The 16,788-nt window shown below is 40.7% G+C and carries 18 protein-coding genes; 14 read left to right on the forward strand and 4 right to left on the reverse strand.

All coding sequences use genetic code 11. The annotated features are described in order from the left end of the window. Positions 1–740: 740 nt before the first annotated feature. The 7 genes from NST80_RS02555 to NST80_RS02585 all read left to right on the forward strand — a co-directional run bounded on the left by NST80_RS02555 (position 741) and on the right by NST80_RS02585 (position 7,446). On the forward strand, positions 741–1,115 hold the full coding sequence (locus NST80_RS02555) for a CidA/LrgA family protein (RefSeq protein ID WP_002884266.1): 375 nt from the start codon (positions 741–743) through the stop codon (positions 1,113–1,115). Beyond that, complete coding sequence (locus NST80_RS02560) at positions 1,108–1,803, forward strand: LrgB family protein (protein WP_002884772.1); 696 nt, start codon at positions 1,108–1,110, stop codon at positions 1,801–1,803. Before NST80_RS02555 ends, NST80_RS02560 begins: the two co-directional genes overlap by 8 nt. Positions 1,804–1,888: 85 nt before the next feature. After that, on the forward strand, positions 1,889–2,449 hold the full coding sequence (locus tag NST80_RS02565) for an HAD-IA family hydrolase (protein ID WP_045001551.1): 561 nt from the start codon (positions 1,889–1,891) through the stop codon (positions 2,447–2,449). Next, entirely contained in the window at positions 2,450–4,402 is a 1,953-nt protein-coding gene (gyrB, locus tag NST80_RS02570) for a DNA topoisomerase (ATP-hydrolyzing) subunit B (RefSeq protein ID WP_014632780.1), read from the forward strand. It abuts the gene before it with no gap. 96 nt (positions 4,403–4,498) lie between these two features. Next, positions 4,499–6,223 (forward strand): septation ring formation regulator EzrA, encoded by a 1,725-nt coding sequence (ezrA, locus tag NST80_RS02575; protein ID WP_002886788.1) that lies wholly within the window; start codon positions 4,499–4,501, stop codon positions 6,221–6,223. A gap of 111 nt (positions 6,224–6,334) precedes the next feature. Beyond that, complete coding sequence (gene serB, locus NST80_RS02580; RefSeq protein WP_049528266.1) at positions 6,335–6,982, forward strand: phosphoserine phosphatase SerB; 648 nt, start codon at positions 6,335–6,337, stop codon at positions 6,980–6,982. Positions 6,983–7,206: 224 nt separating this feature from the next. After that, positions 7,207–7,446 carry a hypothetical protein gene (locus tag NST80_RS02585; RefSeq protein WP_013990186.1) on the forward strand — a complete coding sequence of 80 codons (240 nt, stop codon included), beginning with the start codon at positions 7,207–7,209 and terminating at the stop codon, positions 7,444–7,446. A 37-nt stretch (positions 7,447–7,483) separates the two neighbouring features. Here the strand turns inward: NST80_RS02585 and NST80_RS02590 are convergent, their stop codons facing one another. After that, entirely contained in the window at positions 7,484–8,374 is an 891-nt protein-coding gene (locus tag NST80_RS02590; protein ID WP_183138120.1) for a DMT family transporter, read from the reverse strand. Positions 8,375–8,488: 114 nt separating this feature from the next. Continuing rightward, entirely contained in the window at positions 8,489–8,854 is a 366-nt protein-coding gene (locus NST80_RS02595) for a histidine kinase (RefSeq protein WP_073686925.1), read from the reverse strand. Between the two features lie 247 nt (positions 8,855–9,101). On the opposite strand from NST80_RS02595, the gene NST80_RS02600 reads away from it, so the two are divergent. The 7 genes from NST80_RS02600 (at position 9,102) to NST80_RS02630 (ending at position 13,659) form a co-directional block, all read left to right on the forward strand. Then, on the forward strand, positions 9,102–9,467 hold the full coding sequence (locus tag NST80_RS02600; RefSeq protein WP_045768493.1) for an OsmC family protein: 366 nt from the start codon (positions 9,102–9,104) through the stop codon (positions 9,465–9,467). Positions 9,468–9,560: 93 nt separating this feature from the next. Continuing rightward, positions 9,561–9,944, forward strand: a complete 384-nt coding sequence (locus NST80_RS02605; RefSeq protein ID WP_045768494.1) for a PaaI family thioesterase — start codon at positions 9,561–9,563, stop codon at positions 9,942–9,944. A gap of 13 nt (positions 9,945–9,957) precedes the next feature. Further along, entirely contained in the window at positions 9,958–10,932 is a 975-nt protein-coding gene (locus NST80_RS02610; RefSeq protein ID WP_045768495.1) for an effector binding domain-containing protein, read from the forward strand. Further along, on the forward strand, positions 10,933–11,664 hold the full coding sequence (locus NST80_RS02615) for a pseudouridine synthase (protein ID WP_045768496.1): 732 nt from the start codon (positions 10,933–10,935) through the stop codon (positions 11,662–11,664). It begins immediately after the preceding gene. Between the two features lie 81 nt (positions 11,665–11,745). Next, positions 11,746–11,874 carry a DUF4044 domain-containing protein gene (locus tag NST80_RS02620; RefSeq protein ID WP_002884629.1) on the forward strand — a complete coding sequence of 43 codons (129 nt, stop codon included), beginning with the start codon at positions 11,746–11,748 and terminating at the stop codon, positions 11,872–11,874. Between the two features lie 94 nt (positions 11,875–11,968). Then, positions 11,969–13,282: a GTPase ObgE gene (gene obgE / locus NST80_RS02625; protein ID WP_002884694.1), complete on the forward strand. Its 1,314-nt coding sequence runs from the start codon at positions 11,969–11,971 to the stop codon at positions 13,280–13,282. Between the two features lie 179 nt (positions 13,283–13,461). Next, positions 13,462–13,659 (forward strand): hypothetical protein, encoded by a 198-nt coding sequence (locus tag NST80_RS02630; RefSeq protein ID WP_002884415.1) that lies wholly within the window; start codon positions 13,462–13,464, stop codon positions 13,657–13,659. 73 nt (positions 13,660–13,732) lie between these two features. Here NST80_RS02630 and NST80_RS02635 read toward each other — a convergent pair whose 3' ends face one another. Together NST80_RS02635 and NST80_RS02640 are read right to left on the reverse strand one after the other, a co-directional pair. Then, complete coding sequence (locus NST80_RS02635) at positions 13,733–14,473, reverse strand: amino acid ABC transporter ATP-binding protein (RefSeq protein WP_002884797.1); 741 nt, start codon at positions 14,471–14,473, stop codon at positions 13,733–13,735. Further along, positions 14,473–16,671, reverse strand: coding sequence for an ABC transporter substrate-binding protein/permease (locus NST80_RS02640; protein WP_045768497.1), 2,199 nt, complete (start codon positions 16,669–16,671; stop codon positions 14,473–14,475). The genes NST80_RS02635 and NST80_RS02640 overlap by 1 nt, the downstream gene beginning before the upstream one ends. Positions 16,672–16,788 lie beyond the last annotated feature (117 nt).

Below are 16,788 nucleotides of genomic sequence, written 5' to 3' on the forward strand. Positions count from 1 at the left end.
GTTAAACTAAGCTATAGTAAGTTTGATATTTTTATTTATAACTACTTAACTAGATTGAATACTTCGTAAAACTAGAGTACTCTAGAAGTGAAAAAATCATAGAAATTCTTAGATTAATTGCACCAAAAACTTTCATAGATATGGAAATATATTTGTTTCTTGCAGACTTTCGAATTATTAAAGAGGACTTGGACATGGTGGGGAAGAGACAAACAAAGAATACCTAAGCGGAGATTATTCAGAATAAGTGTGGCGAATAAGTTTGTTCTCAATACAATTACTATCTAAAATATTCTGTAAGTTCTAACCGACCTGAGAAGTACAACATTGTAGTTTCTTTCTCAGATGTTGAAAAATAGAGTTATAGTTTGAACAAACCAATGAATATGATAGGTATGGTTGTCAGTCTGATTGTTTAAATGATTCAAATTTATATTTTGATAATCGTGAAACCTTATCCGCCCCTATGTATGTGGTGACATAAGAATTTTTTATGACAACTTCTTTGAATAGTCTCTTATTTTGAAAAAATAGAATTTTTTTGGCTGTAAAATGAAATTGTGATTAAGATAAATATTTGACTATTTTTTACAAGCCCAACTTTCAGTGTTGAGCTTGTTTTTTCATATTCAAAAAGGTTAGTATAGGGCTCTTAATTTTTCAAAAGAATTTACTGAAAACTCTTGAAATTCAAGAAAAAAGGAGTAGACTAATAGGTGATTAAACCTAGGAGGCAAGTCGTGAAATACTACGTTCAATTCATGTTGATTTGTTTGTTTGCCGTTATTGGTGAAGCTATTTCAACATTCTTCAAATTACCTATTCCTGGAAGCATTATTGGCCTATTCTTGCTTCTTATTGCTCTTCAGCTTAAGTGGATTCGTCTACGTCATATTCATGCAGTAGCAGAGTTTTTAATTGCCAATATGACTATTCTATTTTTGCCAGCAGGTGTCGGTATTATGGAACGATGGAATGCTATTTCAGCGAATATTGTCCCTATTATTTTGATTATTATGGGAGCCTTGGTTCTTAATATTGTAGTGATTGCAGTAGTTGTCGGTTTCATCAAAAAACATTTTGAAGGTGATTACGAGGAGGTTAAACGTGGCTAATTTTTTTAATACACCCTTGTTTGGGCTAACACTTTCTGTACTAGCTTACACAATAGGGCTTTTGATTTATCGCCGTTTTCCTAATCCCTTGACAACGCCTCTCCTTGTATCGACTGCCTTGATTATCGTCATTTTGCATTATACAGGTATTTCCTACAAGGATTACTATGTAGGTGGCTCTTATCTTAATAGTTTGATTATTCCTTCAACGGTCGCTCTAGCAGTTCCTTTTTACAAGAATCTGCACCTCATGCGCCATCACTATAAGAGTATTTTAATTGGATCAACGGTTGCCTGTGTTTTAAATACGAGTTATACGGCCTTGATTGCTAAGCTTTTTGGGATGGATTATTTCTTAGCCATCTCTCTCTTTCCTAAGTCTGTAACAACTGCCATGGCTGTAGGGATTTCGGAAAAAATGCAGGGGATTACGACAGTAACCTTGGTCGTCGTTGTTATTACGGGAATTTTAACCTCAGTCTTGGGTCCAGTCTTTTTAAAAATGATTGGTATTAAAGACCCAGTTGCTATCGGACTTTCACTAGGAGGGACCGGACACGCTGTAGGTACAGGAACTGCCTTCAGATATGGTCAGGTTGCAGGTGCCATGGGTGGTCTTTCAATCGCTGTAACAGGTATTCTATATGTCTTTATTAGTCCTATTGTGGCAAGTTTGATTCTGAAATAAAAAATTAAGGTTTGGATAGGTTTTCCAAGCCTTTTTAGCTGTGAAAAACAAGCAAAATCTGACCTTTTATGTTATAATTAAGGTTATGAATTATGGAGATTATATCTGGGATTTGGGTGGTACCTTGTTGGATAATTACCAGGTATCAACCCAAGCCTTTCTAGCAACTTTAGAACAATTTGAGCGTACAGCAGAACCTCAAGCAGTCTATGATGCCCTTAAGGTATCAACGAGTACTGCCATTGCTATGTTTGCGCCTGATATAGCTGATTTTCGAACCCTATATAAGCAGGAGGAAGCCAAGCATTTACAGAAACCTGTTCTTTTTGAAGGTGCTAAGGCTGTCCTAGCTAAGATTGTGGCTGAGGGTGGGCGTAATTTTTTGGTTAGCCACCGTAATCACTTGGTGCTAGAAATCCTTGACAAAGCAGAAATTGCCTCTTATTTTACAGAGGTTGTAACTTCTGAAAATGGCTTTGCTAGAAAGCCGAGTCCAGATGGTTTCCTTTATTTAATTAAAAAATACGATATTAAACACGGCTTGGTCATTGGTGACCGCCAGATAGATATAGAGGCAGGAAAAGCAGCAGGTCTGGATACCTTGCTTGTTGATGGCCATAAATCATTATTGGAGATTGTGACATAAATGACTGATGAATTAAAAAATCTTGAAGAAAAAGCGCAAGAATATGATGCCAGCCAGATTCAGGTCTTAGAGGGGCTTGAAGCGGTACGTATGCGCCCAGGTATGTATATTGGATCAACCTCAAAAGAAGGGTTGCATCATTTGGTATGGGAGATTGTCGATAACTCAATCGATGAGGCCTTGGCTGGTTTCGCCACTCATATTCAGGTCTTTATTGAGCCGGACAATTCTATCACGGTTGTCGATGATGGTCGTGGTATTCCAGTCGATATCCAAGAAAAAACTGGCCGTCCTGCAGTTGAAACTGTCTTTACAGTACTTCACGCTGGTGGTAAATTTGGCGGAGGCGGTTATAAGGTCTCTGGTGGATTGCACGGGGTTGGTTCTTCGGTTGTTAATGCCCTCTCAACACAACTTGATGTTAAGGTTTATAAAAATGGCTATATCCACTTCCAAGAGTATAAGCGTGGGGTCGTGGTAGCAGATTTAGCAGTAATTGGTGAAACAGAGAAACATGGTACGACTGTTCACTTTACGCCAGACCCAGAGATTTTCCAAGAAACTACCGAGTTTGATTTTGGAAAATTGGCTAAACGTATCCAAGAGCTAGCCTTTTTGAACAAGGGGCTTCGTATCTCTATCACAGATAAGCGTGAAGGTCTCGAACAAGAGAAACATTATCACTACGAAGGTGGTATCACGTCTTATGTGAAATACATCAATGAAAACAAGGATGTTATCTTTGATGAACCTATCTACACTGATGGTGAGATGGATGGTATTTCGGTTGAAGTTGCTATGCAATACACGACTGGCTATCATGAAACGGTGATGAGTTTTGCCAACAACATTCATACCCATGAAGGTGGTACCCACGAACAAGGTTTCCGTACAGCCTTAACGCGTGTCATTAATGACTATGCGCGTCAGAATAAGATTCTCAAAGAAAAAGATGATAATTTGACAGGGGATGATGTTCGTGAAGGTTTGACTGCTATCATCTCTGTTAAACATCCAAACCCACAGTTTGAAGGTCAAACCAAGACCAAGCTTGGAAATTCTGAAGTAGTTAAGATTACCAATCGTCTCTTCAGTGAAGCTTTGAGTCGCTTCCTCTTGGAAAATCCTGCTATCGCTAAGAAGATTGTTGAAAAAGGGATTTTGGCTTCTAAGGCCCGTATCGCTGCTAAGCGTGCCCGTGAAGTGACACGTAAGAAGTCAGGTCTTGAAATTTCTAACCTTCCAGGGAAGTTGGCAGACTGTTCATCGAATAATGCTGAAATGAATGAACTTTTCATTGTCGAAGGGGACTCAGCCGGTGGTTCTGCTAAATCAGGTCGTAACCGTGAATTTCAAGCTATTCTGCCAATTCGAGGTAAGATTTTGAACGTCGAAAAGGCTAGCATGGATAAGATTCTAGCCAATGAAGAAATTCGTTCTCTCTTCACAGCTATGGGAACAGGTTTTGGAGCTGAATTTGATGTCAGCAAGGCACGTTATCACAAGTTGGTAATTATGACCGATGCCGATGTCGATGGGGCTCACATCCGTACCCTGCTTCTGACTTTGATTTACCGCTTTATGCGTCCAGTCTTGGAATCAGGTTATGTCTACATTGCACAACCACCAATTTATGGGGTTAAGGTTGGTTCTGAGATTAAAGAATATATCCAACCTGGTGCAGATCAAGAAGACAAATTGCGTGCTGCACTTGAAAAGTATAGTGTGGGACGTTCAAAACCTACGGTACAACGTTATAAAGGTTTGGGTGAAATGGATGACCACCAACTTTGGGAAACTACCATGGACCCTGAAAATCGTTTGATGGCACGTGTTTCTGTGGACGATGCTGCGGAGGCAGATAAGATTTTCGATATGCTGATGGGAGACAAGGTTGAACCTCGCCGCGAATTTATCGAAGAAAATGCCGTTTACAGTACTCTAGATATCTAATATTCTTTTAAAAAAGGATGCAATGCTAGGATAACTATGATATAATCGTAATGTTATTCTACATTTATGAACATAATAGACGATTAAGGAGAAACTATGTCTAGCGGAATTGTTTTACTGATTGTAGTGGTAGTTATACTCGTAATTATCGCTTACTTAATCGGTATTCTTATTAGAAAACGAAATGATTCGCGGATTGCAGAGCTTGAAGAGCGCAAGCAAAGCTTGTTTGACTTGCCAGTTAATGAAGAAATTGAAGAAGTCAAAAAGCTTCACTTGATTGGACAAAGTCAAACAACCTTCCGTGAATGGAATCAGAAATGGGTAGATATCTCAACAAACTCATTTACAGATATTGAGAATCATATTTTCGAAGCTGAAAATATGAATGATACTTTCCATTTCTTCAAGGCTAGTGGTGAAATCAATAACATTGAGAGTCAGTTGGATCTTGTGGAAGAAGACATCAAGTCTATTCGCGAAGCGCTCTCAACCTTGAAAGAACAAGAAGAAAAGAACAGTGCTCGCGTTAAGCATGCATTAGACTTGTACGAAGAGTTGCAAAACTCAATCGAGGAAAACTCTGATAATTTCGGTTCTACCATGACCGAAATCAATAAACAGCTTAAAAACATTGAAGCTGAGTTTGCAGAATTCGTGACGCTTAACTCATCAGGTGACCCTATTGAGGCATCAAGTATTTTGGATCGTGCAGAAGAACACACTATTGCATTGGGTCAAATTTCAGAGAAGATTCCTGCGATTGTAGCTAAGTTGGAGGATGATTTCCCAGATCAGTTAGATGATTTGGAATCTGGCTATCGCAAGTTGATTGAGCAAAATTATCACTTCCCTGAAAAAAATATCGAACGTCGCTTCCAAGAAATTCGTGAAGCTATCCGTTCTAACTCAAGTGAATTGGTTTCTCTTGATTTGGACCGTGCGGAAGAAGAAAACGTTGAGATTCAAGATAAAATCAACAACTTGTATAGTATTTTCGAACGTGAAATTGCCTCATACAAGGTTGTTATGCGTCATAAGAAAATCTTGCCAGACTATCTTAAACACGCTAAAGAAAACAACAAAAAACTTCAAGAAGAGCTTGAGCGTCTCATGTTGACTTATATCTTCGATGAAACTTATGCGGCAGATGTTCGTAGCTTTGCATCTGATATCTCAGGTGTGGAGACAGCTGTGCTTCCAACCCTTGAAAACTTTGAAGCTCAGGTGAAGCCTTTCTCAGAACTTGAAAAGATCTTTGAAAAGAGTCTCAATACCTTGTCTGCTGTTGAAAATGGTCAGGTTGAGGTCTTTGAAAATCTTCAGGCTATTGAGAAAAACGAAGCTAAGGCACGTGAAGAGCTTGATATTTATGTTAATAAATTGCATGTTATCAAGCGTTACATGGAAAAACGTAACCTGCCAGGTATTCCTCAATCCTTCTTGAGTGTCTTCTTCTCAACAAGTGCTCAAATTGAGGCCCTTATGGATGAACTCAGCCGTGGACGTATCAATATCGATGCGGTCATGCGTTTGACAGAAACATCTAAAAATGCCATTGATCATTTGGAAGAAACTGCCTACTTGGTGGTTCAAAATGCAACCTTGACTGAGCAACTCTTGCAATACTCAAATCGCTACCGTTCGTTCGAACCTGCTGTTCAAAGTAGCTTTGAGCATGCACTTAAATTGTTTGAAGTTGATCATGATTATGATGCATCTTTGGAAGAAATCTCTTATGCCTTGGAAACAGTTGAACCAGGTGTGACAGATCGTTTTGTATCATCTTACGAGAAGACACGCGAACAAATTCGTATGTAAGAGAAAGATTCTGGACTAGGGTCCAGAATTTTTTGTAAGGTCCGTTTTTCATTTCATATTAAAATTAAATCTAGTGAAGGCTTAGATAGGCATCAAAGAATCGAGGTAATTATGTCAGAAGTTAAAGGTTTATTAGTTATGGACGTAGATTCAACGCTAGTCCAAGAAGAAGTTATCGATTTATTGGGTGAAGAAGCAGGCGTTGGTCAAGAAGTTGCTGAAATCACAGAGCGTGCCATGCGTGGAGAATTGGATTTTAGACAGGCCTTAAATGAGCGTGTAGCGACCCTCAAGGGATTGCCAGAGAGTATATTTGATAAGGTCTATGCTCGTATTCATTTCAACAAAGGAGCCAAGAAACTTGTGGATAAACTTCACGCCCGTGGCTTTAAGGTAGGCTTGGTTTCTGGAGGCTTCCATGAGACTGTGGATAGACTAGCAGCTGAAGCAGGAATTGATTATGTCAAGGCTAATCACCTAGAGGTGGTTGATGGTGTCTTAACTGGTAAGGTTTATGGTGAGATTGTTACCAAAGATGTCAAGGTAGCCAAACTCAAAGATTGGGCAGCAGAAAATGGTCTCGAACTCTCGCAAACCATTGCAATGGGTGACGGTGCCAATGATTTACCTATGATTAAGACAGCTGGTATCGGCATCGCCTTTTGTGCCAAACCAATTGTTCGTGAACAAGCTCCCTACCAAATCACAGAACCAGACTTGTATAAGGTAATCGAGATTTTGGATGAGGTTAAGAAATAGTAGATATATAAATAGTCCTTTGGAATCATCCAAAGGACTATTTGTATACCCAAAAAGCACCGATTCGGTGCCACTTTCTCAAGTTGAATACGGACTCAGCCTTATTTTAACTTTGCTGCCTTGTTTCGAATGGTTTCACTCTCTCTTTGTAACGATTTTTGGTTGACTTATCCTTAAACTCATCCTATCATAGAGGGGTCTAGTATTGAAATGGGGGAAGAGACATGTTATACGAATATCCAGCGATTTTTCACACGATTGAGGAAGGTTATCAAATTAGTTTTCCTGACTTTGGTCGTAGCATTAGGGCAGATTCTTTGCCTCTTGCCATGACGAAAGCATCTGTGTTTTTATCACATATTATTAAAGGGTATGAAGATAAGCCTTTACCTGAGCCGACTGCGGTTAGCAGTATTCCTAATGAGGAAGAACTCGTCGTGTTGATTCAAACAGAGCTTGATTAAGACTAAAAAACTCTCGGAAGATTAATTCCCGAGAGTTTTAGGTTTTATTGGCTACATAGACGCCCAGGACGACTAAAATGCCTGCAAAAATTTGTAGCTGCGAGAAGGGTTCTCCTAAGACGACAACAGCAGCTAGAATTGAGATAATGGTCGAAATTCCAATAAAGGATGCTGTTCGGTTAACTCCGATCTTTGCGATGGCAAAATTTGAAAGCAGATAGCCCAGAACACTGCATCCCAAGCCTTGATAAAGGATAGTGATAGTGAATTTTGGATTGCTCACAGGGAGGAGCAAGAGCTCTTTCAAATCGCCTGCTAGAAAGCCTTGGCTGAGTGCAAAGAGTCCAAATGTCAGGCAACCACTGGCAAGCATAAAATAGGTAATCTCAAGGCTACTAAATTGACTGGCTCTTTCGACATCAACGCAATAGAGGGCGTAGGAGACGACTGCTAGACCTAGAATCAAATAGCCCACAAGGGAGAAGTGGGTAGAACCGCCAGCAGCAAAGACAGCTATGATAATACCGATTAGGGTTGTGATGACACCGACCACCTGCCAACGGCTAGGCCATTCTTTTAAAATAAGGCTAGACATGATAAGGGCAACGACTGGGATGCAGGCCAGAAAGGCTCCACTTTCAGAAGCCGTCGTCATTCGAATGCCAATGGTTTCACAGATAAAATAGATTATCGGATTGAGGATGGCAATACGTGTCAGGGGTTTAAGATTTCTACCGTTAATGTTTATCCGACGTCGACTGATGAGAAAATAGAGGTTGATGAAAAGGAAGGCTGTAACAAAGCGCCAAGAGATTAAAGCCAGGTCACTGACCTGTGCCGTGATAGATTTGGTAAAGATAAAACTGAGCCCAAAGAGAATCTCACAAGTCGCTGCAGCCAAACATCCCAAGATGATTTTATTTTTCATTGTCTCACCTCCTGAATTTGGATTTCCACGCCTATTATAGCACTTTCAGGAAGCGTTTACATCAATCTGAACCTAAAAAATAGACTAGCAGATTAGCTAGCCTATCTTATCTTATTAGTTACCAATTGAGACAGTTCCGTCTGAACCAACTTTGACATTGGTACCGTCTTGGCTGTTAACTTCGACTGAACCATCTTGGCCAACTGTTGCACTGTTACCTTCGCTATCGTTGGCTTCGACAGTATTATTGCCGTTTGTTTTTGCTGAGTTACCGTTTCCGTCGCTCACTTCAGTTGAACCGTCTTTGTTGACTTTTACTGAAGCGCTTGAATCCGTTGAAGAAGATTCTTTGGTTACCTTGCTTGATGATGGTGTTGAAGATGATGAGTCAGTTTTGTCTTTAGAGTTGCCACATGCTGCTAAGGTCAACAAGGCAAGAACTGAGACAGAGGCTAAAGTTAATTTAGAAAATGTTTCCATAATAGTCTCCCTTTTTTCTTAGTAAATTTATTTTAAATGAAAAAAGAAAGATTTAAAAGCGCTTCCAGTTGTTTTTACGCAACTGTAATCCCTTGGTAATATCAGTGTTGTACAAGGCTAATCTATTGGAAAATAAGAGGTAGATTCCTTTACGCTGTTAGGAGGTTTGATAGATATTTCAAATCGTTCAGTCAGGTTGTAAGGCCTCTCTTTGTTATAATAATAGAAAACAGAATGAGGTGACATCATGTATCAAACGACAGTTAAAGGTGATAAACGATTCCATTCGCTTTCAGAGGGCTATGGAGCACCGGTGGAACTTTTTGGCTATACGGAAGATGGGGAAACACCGATGAGCTTGGTCAATATTGCCTTGGCTTCCTGCGTGACCATGTGTCTACAGAGCTATTTTGCCAAGTATCAGGGGATTGAGGAGCTTGCCATTCAGGTTGATTCCAACTATGAAGAAGGACATTTCACACTTGAGATTCAGTTACCTGAGGAACTGATTTTGGAAAATGAGCAAGAACTCTTAACTTTTGTGGATAATTATTGTCGAGTGAAGAAGCTTTTTCGTGAAGATATTCAGGTTGACATCAGCTTAGCAAAATAAGCTTATTATCCTTTATGAACTTCGTGTTATACTAATAGATAAAGACGTGCCATTTCATTGGGAGTGGAATGAGCAGCAATAGGAGGGCTTGCTATGCAAGACAAACTACATGAAATCCGTGTGTTTGAAAATTTTCAAGAAGAAGTATTTGAAGCTGGGCATGTTGTCGTGACAACTAAGGTTGTTGAGAAGTCCCTAAATTACTTTGGTAATGCTCACGGGGGCTATTTGTTTACGCTTTGTGATCAGGTCGCAGGGCTCGTAGCCATTTCAACAGGTGACTATGCGGTGACGCTTCAGTCTAATATCAATTATCTCAAGGCAGGGCATTTGTCTGACCAACTCAAGATTGAAGGTCTGTGTGTTCATAATGGTAAGACGACTAAGGTGGTGGAAGTTGTCATTACTAATCAGGAAGAGAAAATCCTTACAAGGGCTACATTTACCATGTATGTGACAGGCTCGGTCGAGGAATAGAAAAGGAGCGTTTATGTCAGATTTTCAAACCATGGATGACTTTGCGGTCTTTGTTAATGACTACCTGACACCAGACCAATTGAAAGTTCAAGCCTATTCTTATGCGTCAGACCAACAGGAGCTCTCTCTTCTTGTGACCGTTGATGATTATGAGATGATGTGTCGTTGGCATGCTGTCTGGACTTTTTCAGGGTTACACCAGGCCTTCTTTCAGTCTGTAATGGACTTGGATAACAGCTTTTCTATTGATAGTGATAGCTTGGCTATGAAAGTGCGTTTAAGGGATCAAGAGCTCTTGTTTCAAGCAAAGGGGCTTGAAATGGTGGTTGTCGATTTGCCTGAGCCCCTTTTTCGTTTAGCTGATGTGTCTTTTAACGAAGGAGGAAAGCACTTTACCTACCTTTGTGAAGACCAAAGTGTTACAGCAGAAGATTGGGTTTTGGTTCCTATAGGTTCTGGCAATGCTGAAAAAGAAGCATTTGTGGAAAAAATTTCCTATGTCCTAGCGGACGAGGTTCCAGTTGAGCTGAAAAAACTGAAGAAGGTGATTCAAAAGCTGGATTTAGTAACTGTTCGTTATGATGTGAAGGTTGTTCGAAAGGGATTTTTGAGTTTTTCAGGGATGGCTTTTGAGGGCGAGGAACTAGGTAAGCCAACAGACTTTCTTTGGGTACCCTTTTTGGCAGAACAAGATGATTTGGCTGTTCCTACCTATGGTATTCGAATCAATGATGGCAGTCGCAAGACTTATGTAACGGCCTTGGCTGGTGAGGATGATAGTATGGAAATGATTGCTCTTGCACCAGCTACTTATGCGGTTTTTAAACTTAGAGGGCCTGCTACAGCAGCTGTTTGGGAGAGTTTTCATTATGCTAAGAAACACTTTGAAATGATTGATCAGCCAACTGTAGAGGTTTATCCACCAGGGAATCGTCAGGCTGAAGATTATGAAATGGAAGTTTGGATTCCAATAAAGGAGGAAGTATAGATGCGTCTGGATAAGTTTTTGGTTGATTGTGGTGTTGGTAGTCGCAGTCAAGTCAAGACCTTTCTCAAAAAGAAGCAAGTGACCGTAAATGGTCAGGTGGAGACATCACCTAAGACTCAGATTGATGAGAATCAAGACCAGATTGCTTTTCAAGGTCAAGCATTAACACACGAGACCTTTGTTTACTATCTGTTAAATAAGCCTCAGGGTGTTATTTCAGCGACGGAGGATGCCCGTCACAAGACAGTACTTGATTTACTGGATGATACAGCACGACATAAGCAGGTCTTTCCTGTTGGTCGTTTGGATATTGATACTCACGGTCTCCTGCTTTTGACTAACAATGGCGATTTAGCTCACGCCATGTTGTCGCCTAAGAAACACGTGGACAAGATTTATCAGGCTAAGGTGGATGGAATCATGGATCAGGAGGATATCCTGGCTTTTGAAAAAGGAATTGAACTCAAAGACCATACTTGCCAACCAGCTAAACTAGAGATTGTATCAGTAGATAGGGCTGTTGGGACTAGCCTAGTTCAGATTACCATTGCTGAAGGGAAATTTCATCAGGTTAAGCGTATGGTAGCTGCTTGTGGTAAGGAAGTGACAGAGTTACAACGCCTAAGTATGGGGCCTTTAAGCCTGCCCAATGATTTAGAAGTCGGTGCTTGGCGACGTTTGACCGAGGAGGAGTTGGAAGCTTTAACGGTTTTTGGAATTCCTTTGGCTTAAGCTAGTCTAAGAGTTGCGAAATAGGCAGATTTTTGTTACTATTATTGTGAAATAATAGAAGAAAAAACGAGGTAAATTCAAGTGGCATTTGGAGATAACGGACCACGTAAGAAATCATTTTTTGAACGTCTAACAGTATTGGTCGTTTTGATTATGCTATTAGTAACAGTTGGGGCATTGATTTTCCAAGCAGTCGCAGCTGTCCTTTAAGACGCTATCAAGCGTTTTTTTGTGTATGTCGGAAATTCTTTCGTTTGTGATTGAATTTGTACATGGCATACAAATCAGAAAGAGAGAAATATAGATGAGTATGTTTTTAGATACAGCCAAGATTAGTGTCAAAGCTGGTCGTGGTGGTGACGGGATGGTTGCCTTCCGTCGTGAGAAATATGTACCTAATGGCGGTCCTTGGGGCGGTGACGGTGGTAAGGGTGGCTCAGTCATTTTCAAGGTTGACGAAGGCTTACGTACCCTTATGGATTTCCGTTATAATCGTAAATTCAAGGCTAAGAATGGCGAAAAAGGGATGACCAAGGGAATGCACGGTCGAGGTGCTGAAGACCTCATCGTTAGCATCCCGCCTGGTACGACAGTTCGTGATGCTGAGACAGGCAAGGTTATTACTGATATGGTTGAGGATGGCCAAGAGTTTGTCATTGCTCACGGTGGACGTGGTGGACGTGGAAATATCCGTTTTGCGACACCTCGTAACCCTGCTCCTGAAATCGCTGAAAATGGTGAGCCAGGAGAAGAACGTGAACTTCAATTGGAATTGAAGATTTTGGCGGATGTTGGTTTGGTTGGTTTCCCATCTGTTGGTAAATCAACAATCCTCAGTGTGGTAACCGCAGCAAAACCAAAGATTGGTGCCTATCACTTTACGACAATTGTTCCTAACTTGGGGATGGTTCGTACGAAGTCAGGTGAGAGCTTTGCCATGGCTGACCTTCCAGGATTGATTGAGGGGGCTAGCCAGGGTGTTGGTTTGGGAACACAGTTCCTTCGCCATATTGAGCGTACACGTGTTATCCTTCATGTGATTGATATGTCAGCGAGTGAAGGGCGTGATCCTTACGAGGATTATCTTCAAATTAACAAAGAGTTGGAAACTTACAACCTTCGCTTGATGGAACGTCCACAAATTATTGTGGCTAATAAGATGGACATGCCTGGGGCTGAGGAAAACTTGAAAGAGTTTAAAGAAAAATTGGCTGCTAACTATGATGAATTTGATGAGTTGCCACAAATTTTCCCAATTTCAAGTTTGGCTCACCAAGGTTTGGAAAATCTCTTGGAAGCTACTGCAGAGTTACTTGATGAGACTGATGAATTCTTGCTTTATAGCGAAGACGATATGGAACAAGAAGAAGTGTACTACGGCTTTAACGAGGATGAACGTCCATTTGAAATTAGCCGTGATGACGATGCCTCATGGGTACTTTCTGGTGAGAAACTTGAAAAACTCTTTGTCATGACTAACATGGAACGTGACGAATCTATCATGAAATTTGCACGTCAATTGCGTGGTATGGGAGTTGATGAAGCGCTTCGTGAACGTGGTGCTAAGGATGGCGACATCGTTCGTATCGGTAACTTCGAGTTTGAGTTTGTTGATTGACGTTGAAAGACTCTCTAAGTGCTGAAGCACAAGATAGTCTACGGCAGCCGCTATGGCGGACTGCCTATCAACCTCACTAACTACGTAAAGTCGGTATACTCGACCGACTTGTGTGGCGTGGCTAAGTGTGATATAAATATCTGCTGAATACAATAAATTATTGAAATAAGAGGTTTACAATGGGAGATAAACCGATATCCTTCAGGGATAAAGATGGAAATTTTGTTTCTGCGGCCGATGTTTGGAATCCAAAGAAACTTGAAGAACTCTTTACGCGCTTAAATCCTAACCGAAAACTCCGTCTTGAGCGTGAGCGCTTGGCAAGGGAAGAAGCAGCAAAACACCCTGAACTAAATGAAGAAACAGAGCAAGTCTAGCACTTGCTCTGTTTTTCTTATCCAAAATGGTAATCAAAAACAGCTACTCTAGCAAGAGTAACTGTTTTGATAATTAGGCGTTTAGAACCTTGTCCAAGAATTCTTTCAAACGTGGGTGTTGTGGGTTATCGAAGATTTGATCTGGAGTACCATCTTCGAGGAACTCACCGTCCGCAGTAAAGATTACTCGGTTGGCAACTTGACGGGCAAATCCCATTTCGTGAGTAACGATAATCATGGTCATACCTTGTTCTGCCAATTCTTTCATAACGTTAAGAACGTCTCCGACCATCTCAGGGTCAAGGGCAGAAGTCGGTTCGTCAAAGAGCATGATATCAGGATTCATTGCCAAACCACGTGCAATTGCCACACGTTGTTTTTGTCCACCTGACAGGCTATCTGGCATTGCATCTGCCTTGTCAGCAAGTCCAACACGATCAAGAAGATCCATAGCTAATTTATCAGCTTCTTCCTTATTCATACGTCCGAGTTCAACAGGTGCAAATGTCACGTTTTCAAGGACTGTCATGTGTGGGAAGAGGTTGAAATGTTGGAAGACCATCCCAATATTTTCACGGGCTTTGTCAAGGTCTGTCTTAGGATCTGATAATTCATAGCCATCAACGACTACTTTACCAGATGTCACTGTCTCAAGTAGGTTAAGCGTACGAAGGAAGGTTGATTTACCTGAACCTGAAGGACCGATGATACATACAACGTCACCTTCGTAGAATTTGGCGTCAATGCCTTTAAGGACTTCATTGTCGCCGTATGATTTGTGCAAGTCCTGCACATCGATTTTCAATTCAGCCATTATTTAAGTCTCTTTTCTAGTCGTTTAGCCAATTTCGTCAAGCATGTGATGATGACCAAGTAAAGGATGGCCAAGATCGCATACATACGGAATGATTGGTAGTTACGAGCAATGATGATTTTACCAGTTTGGAAGAGTTCAACCAAACCGATAGCTGATACGATAGTCGTATCTTTCAATGAGATAACAAATTGGTTGATGAAGTTTGGCAACATCAAGCGAACTGCTTGTGGCAAGATAACCTTACGCATTGTTGTATTGTAAGGGACACCCAAGCTTCGGCTAGCTTCCATCTGACCAATAGGAACAGCTTCGATACCACCACGTACAATTTCGGCAATGTAAGCACCACCGTTAAGTGAGAGGGCAATTGTCGCTGCCACAAAGTCATTGATTGGTGATTGGTGACCAGTGATATTTTCAATCAAGTTAGGAATACCCCAGTAGATGAAGGCTGCAACAATCATCAATGGGATACCACGAACCACGTCAACAAAGACTTGCGAAATCACGCGGAGTGTCTTGTTTGGTGCAACTGCCATCATACCGAAGATAACACCGATAATCATGGCAATAGCAAATGAAAGAAGGGTCAATCCAAGGGTAATTCCAAGACCTTGGAGAAGTTGTTTGTAGTTGTTTTTAATCAATCCTACGATGGTTGTTTCATCGGTAGCTTTTTTTGAGCTTCCTTCTTTTGATTTGTTGCTATCGAGGTATTTATTGATAATCTTATCGTAAGTACCATCTTTAACGATAGCAGCCAAACCATTGTTGAACATCTCAATCAACTCAGGGTTAGTGCCTTTTTTAACAGCAAATCCGACTTCACCAGTGGCAATACCTTCAATTGGTGTTGTAAAGTTACGCCCTTGTTGGATAGCGTATAGAAGAACGGCTTCATCATCCATAAGAGCATCGATTGAACCAGAGTTCAAGCTGTCATACATAGTAGAAGCTTCATCGTAAGCACGAACAGTAAAGCCATACTCACCAGCATGGTCTTCCAACCATGAGTAAGATGACGTACCATTTTTAGCTCCTACAGTCTTACCTTTAAGATCCTTGTAAGATTTAACCTTACTTCCTTTAGCTACAGCCAAACGAATGTTTGATGTGTAGTAAGGATCAGAAAAGTCAAAGATTTGTTTACGAGCATCAGTGATGGTCATACCAGCCAATACGGCATCAGCTTGGCTAGATTGTACAGCATTAAGTGATGCATCGAAACCAGGGTTAGTCAATTTGACATTGAAGCCTTGGTTTTTAGCAATAGCATTGATGATATCAACATCAATACCTACATATTTACCTGAACCATTTTGGTATTCGAATGGAGCAAAAGATGAGTCCATTGAGATAGTGTAGGTTTCCTTAGCAGGAGTGGCTTTTGCGTTAGCATCACCAGTCAATTTAAGATCTGCTGAAGGTTTTGAGGAAGAAGATTTTTCTGAGTCACCCAACCATTTGTTCATGATTTTGTCGTAGGTGCCGTCTTTCTTCATTTCCTTAAGAGCTTCGTTGAAGTCTTTGATAAGATTTTCGTGTTTTCCGCCTTTTTTAACAGCGAAAGCGAAGCTACCGATAGATTCAGGCTTAATGTTGATAGCGTAGTCTTTTCCTTGACCAATAGCGTATTTAACAACTGGTGTGTCGTCCATAGCTGCGTCAACAGAACCAGAATCCAAGCTGTTGTTCATCAAGTCGCTAGTGTCAAAAGTTTTAACTGTGAAACCATATTTGCTAGCGTTTTTATCAAGCCAAGTTTGAGCAGCGGTACCGTTTTTAACACCGACTGTTTTACCCTTCAATTGTTTGTAGTCGCTGACTTTGTCGCTGCTACGTGTATAGATAACAATTGAAGTGTCGTAATAAGTGTCTGAGAAAGTGAAGACCTTCTTACGTGCGTCGGTAACAGTCGTACCGGCCATTAGGGCGTCTGCTTGGCCTGATTGAACAGCGTTAACGGCTGCATCGAAACCAGGGAAGGTTTGGTTAACATCCCAATTTTTACGTTTGGCAACTTCGTTGATGATATCAACGTCGATACCTTTGTAGGTCTGATCAGAATCTTTGAATTCAAATGGGGCATAGGCTGTGTCTGAAACGACTGAAATTGTTTCAGCAGATACCTTAGCTCCGAAAACAAAGAAAACTGACATGGCACTCAAGAAGAGTGTCAGAAGTTTTTTCTTCATTATAAAAAGTCTCCTTTATAAAATACCTTCCTATTCTATCAAAAAAAGGTCTTGTTATCAAACTTCTTGGAGTTTGATGTTAGGAAATGTAACAAGATTCGTTAGCTATGAGAGCTA

The sequence above is a fragment of the Streptococcus sp. FSL K6-1323 genome (assembly GCF_038630745.1).
Classification (GTDB): Bacteria; Bacillota; Bacilli; order Lactobacillales; family Streptococcaceae; genus Streptococcus; species Streptococcus salivarius_D.

Bases quoted from the DNA above. Each gene is read 5' to 3' on its own strand.
- NST80_RS02565 (WP_045001551.1), top strand. From the start codon at position 1,889: ATGAATTATGGAGATTATATCTGGGATTTGGGTGGTACCTTGTTGGAT.
- gyrB (WP_014632780.1), top strand. From the start codon at position 2,450: ATGACTGATGAATTAAAAAATCTTGAAGAAAAAGCGCAAGAATATGAT.
- ezrA (WP_002886788.1), top strand. From the start codon at position 4,499: ATGTCTAGCGGAATTGTTTTACTGATTGTAGTGGTAGTTATACTCGTA.
- serB (WP_049528266.1), top strand. From the start codon at position 6,335: ATGTCAGAAGTTAAAGGTTTATTAGTTATGGACGTAGATTCAACGCTA.
- NST80_RS02585 (WP_013990186.1), top strand. From the start codon at position 7,207: ATGTTATACGAATATCCAGCGATTTTTCACACGATTGAGGAAGGTTAT.
- NST80_RS02590 (WP_183138120.1), bottom strand. From the start codon at position 8,374: ATGAAAAATAAAATCATCTTGGGATGTTTGGCTGCAGCGACTTGTGAG.
- NST80_RS02595 (WP_073686925.1), bottom strand. From the start codon at position 8,854: ATGGAAACATTTTCTAAATTAACTTTAGCCTCTGTCTCAGTTCTTGCC.
- NST80_RS02600 (WP_045768493.1), top strand. From the start codon at position 9,102: ATGTATCAAACGACAGTTAAAGGTGATAAACGATTCCATTCGCTTTCA.
- NST80_RS02605 (WP_045768494.1), top strand. From the start codon at position 9,561: ATGCAAGACAAACTACATGAAATCCGTGTGTTTGAAAATTTTCAAGAA.
- NST80_RS02610 (WP_045768495.1), top strand. From the start codon at position 9,958: ATGTCAGATTTTCAAACCATGGATGACTTTGCGGTCTTTGTTAATGAC.
- NST80_RS02615 (WP_045768496.1), top strand. From the start codon at position 10,933: ATGCGTCTGGATAAGTTTTTGGTTGATTGTGGTGTTGGTAGTCGCAGT.
- obgE (WP_002884694.1), top strand. From the start codon at position 11,969: ATGAGTATGTTTTTAGATACAGCCAAGATTAGTGTCAAAGCTGGTCGT.
- NST80_RS02630 (WP_002884415.1), top strand. From the start codon at position 13,462: ATGGGAGATAAACCGATATCCTTCAGGGATAAAGATGGAAATTTTGTT.
- NST80_RS02635 (WP_002884797.1), bottom strand. From the start codon at position 14,473: ATGGCTGAATTGAAAATCGATGTGCAGGACTTGCACAAATCATACGGC.
- NST80_RS02640 (WP_045768497.1), bottom strand. From the start codon at position 16,671: ATGAAGAAAAAACTTCTGACACTCTTCTTGAGTGCCATGTCAGTTTTC.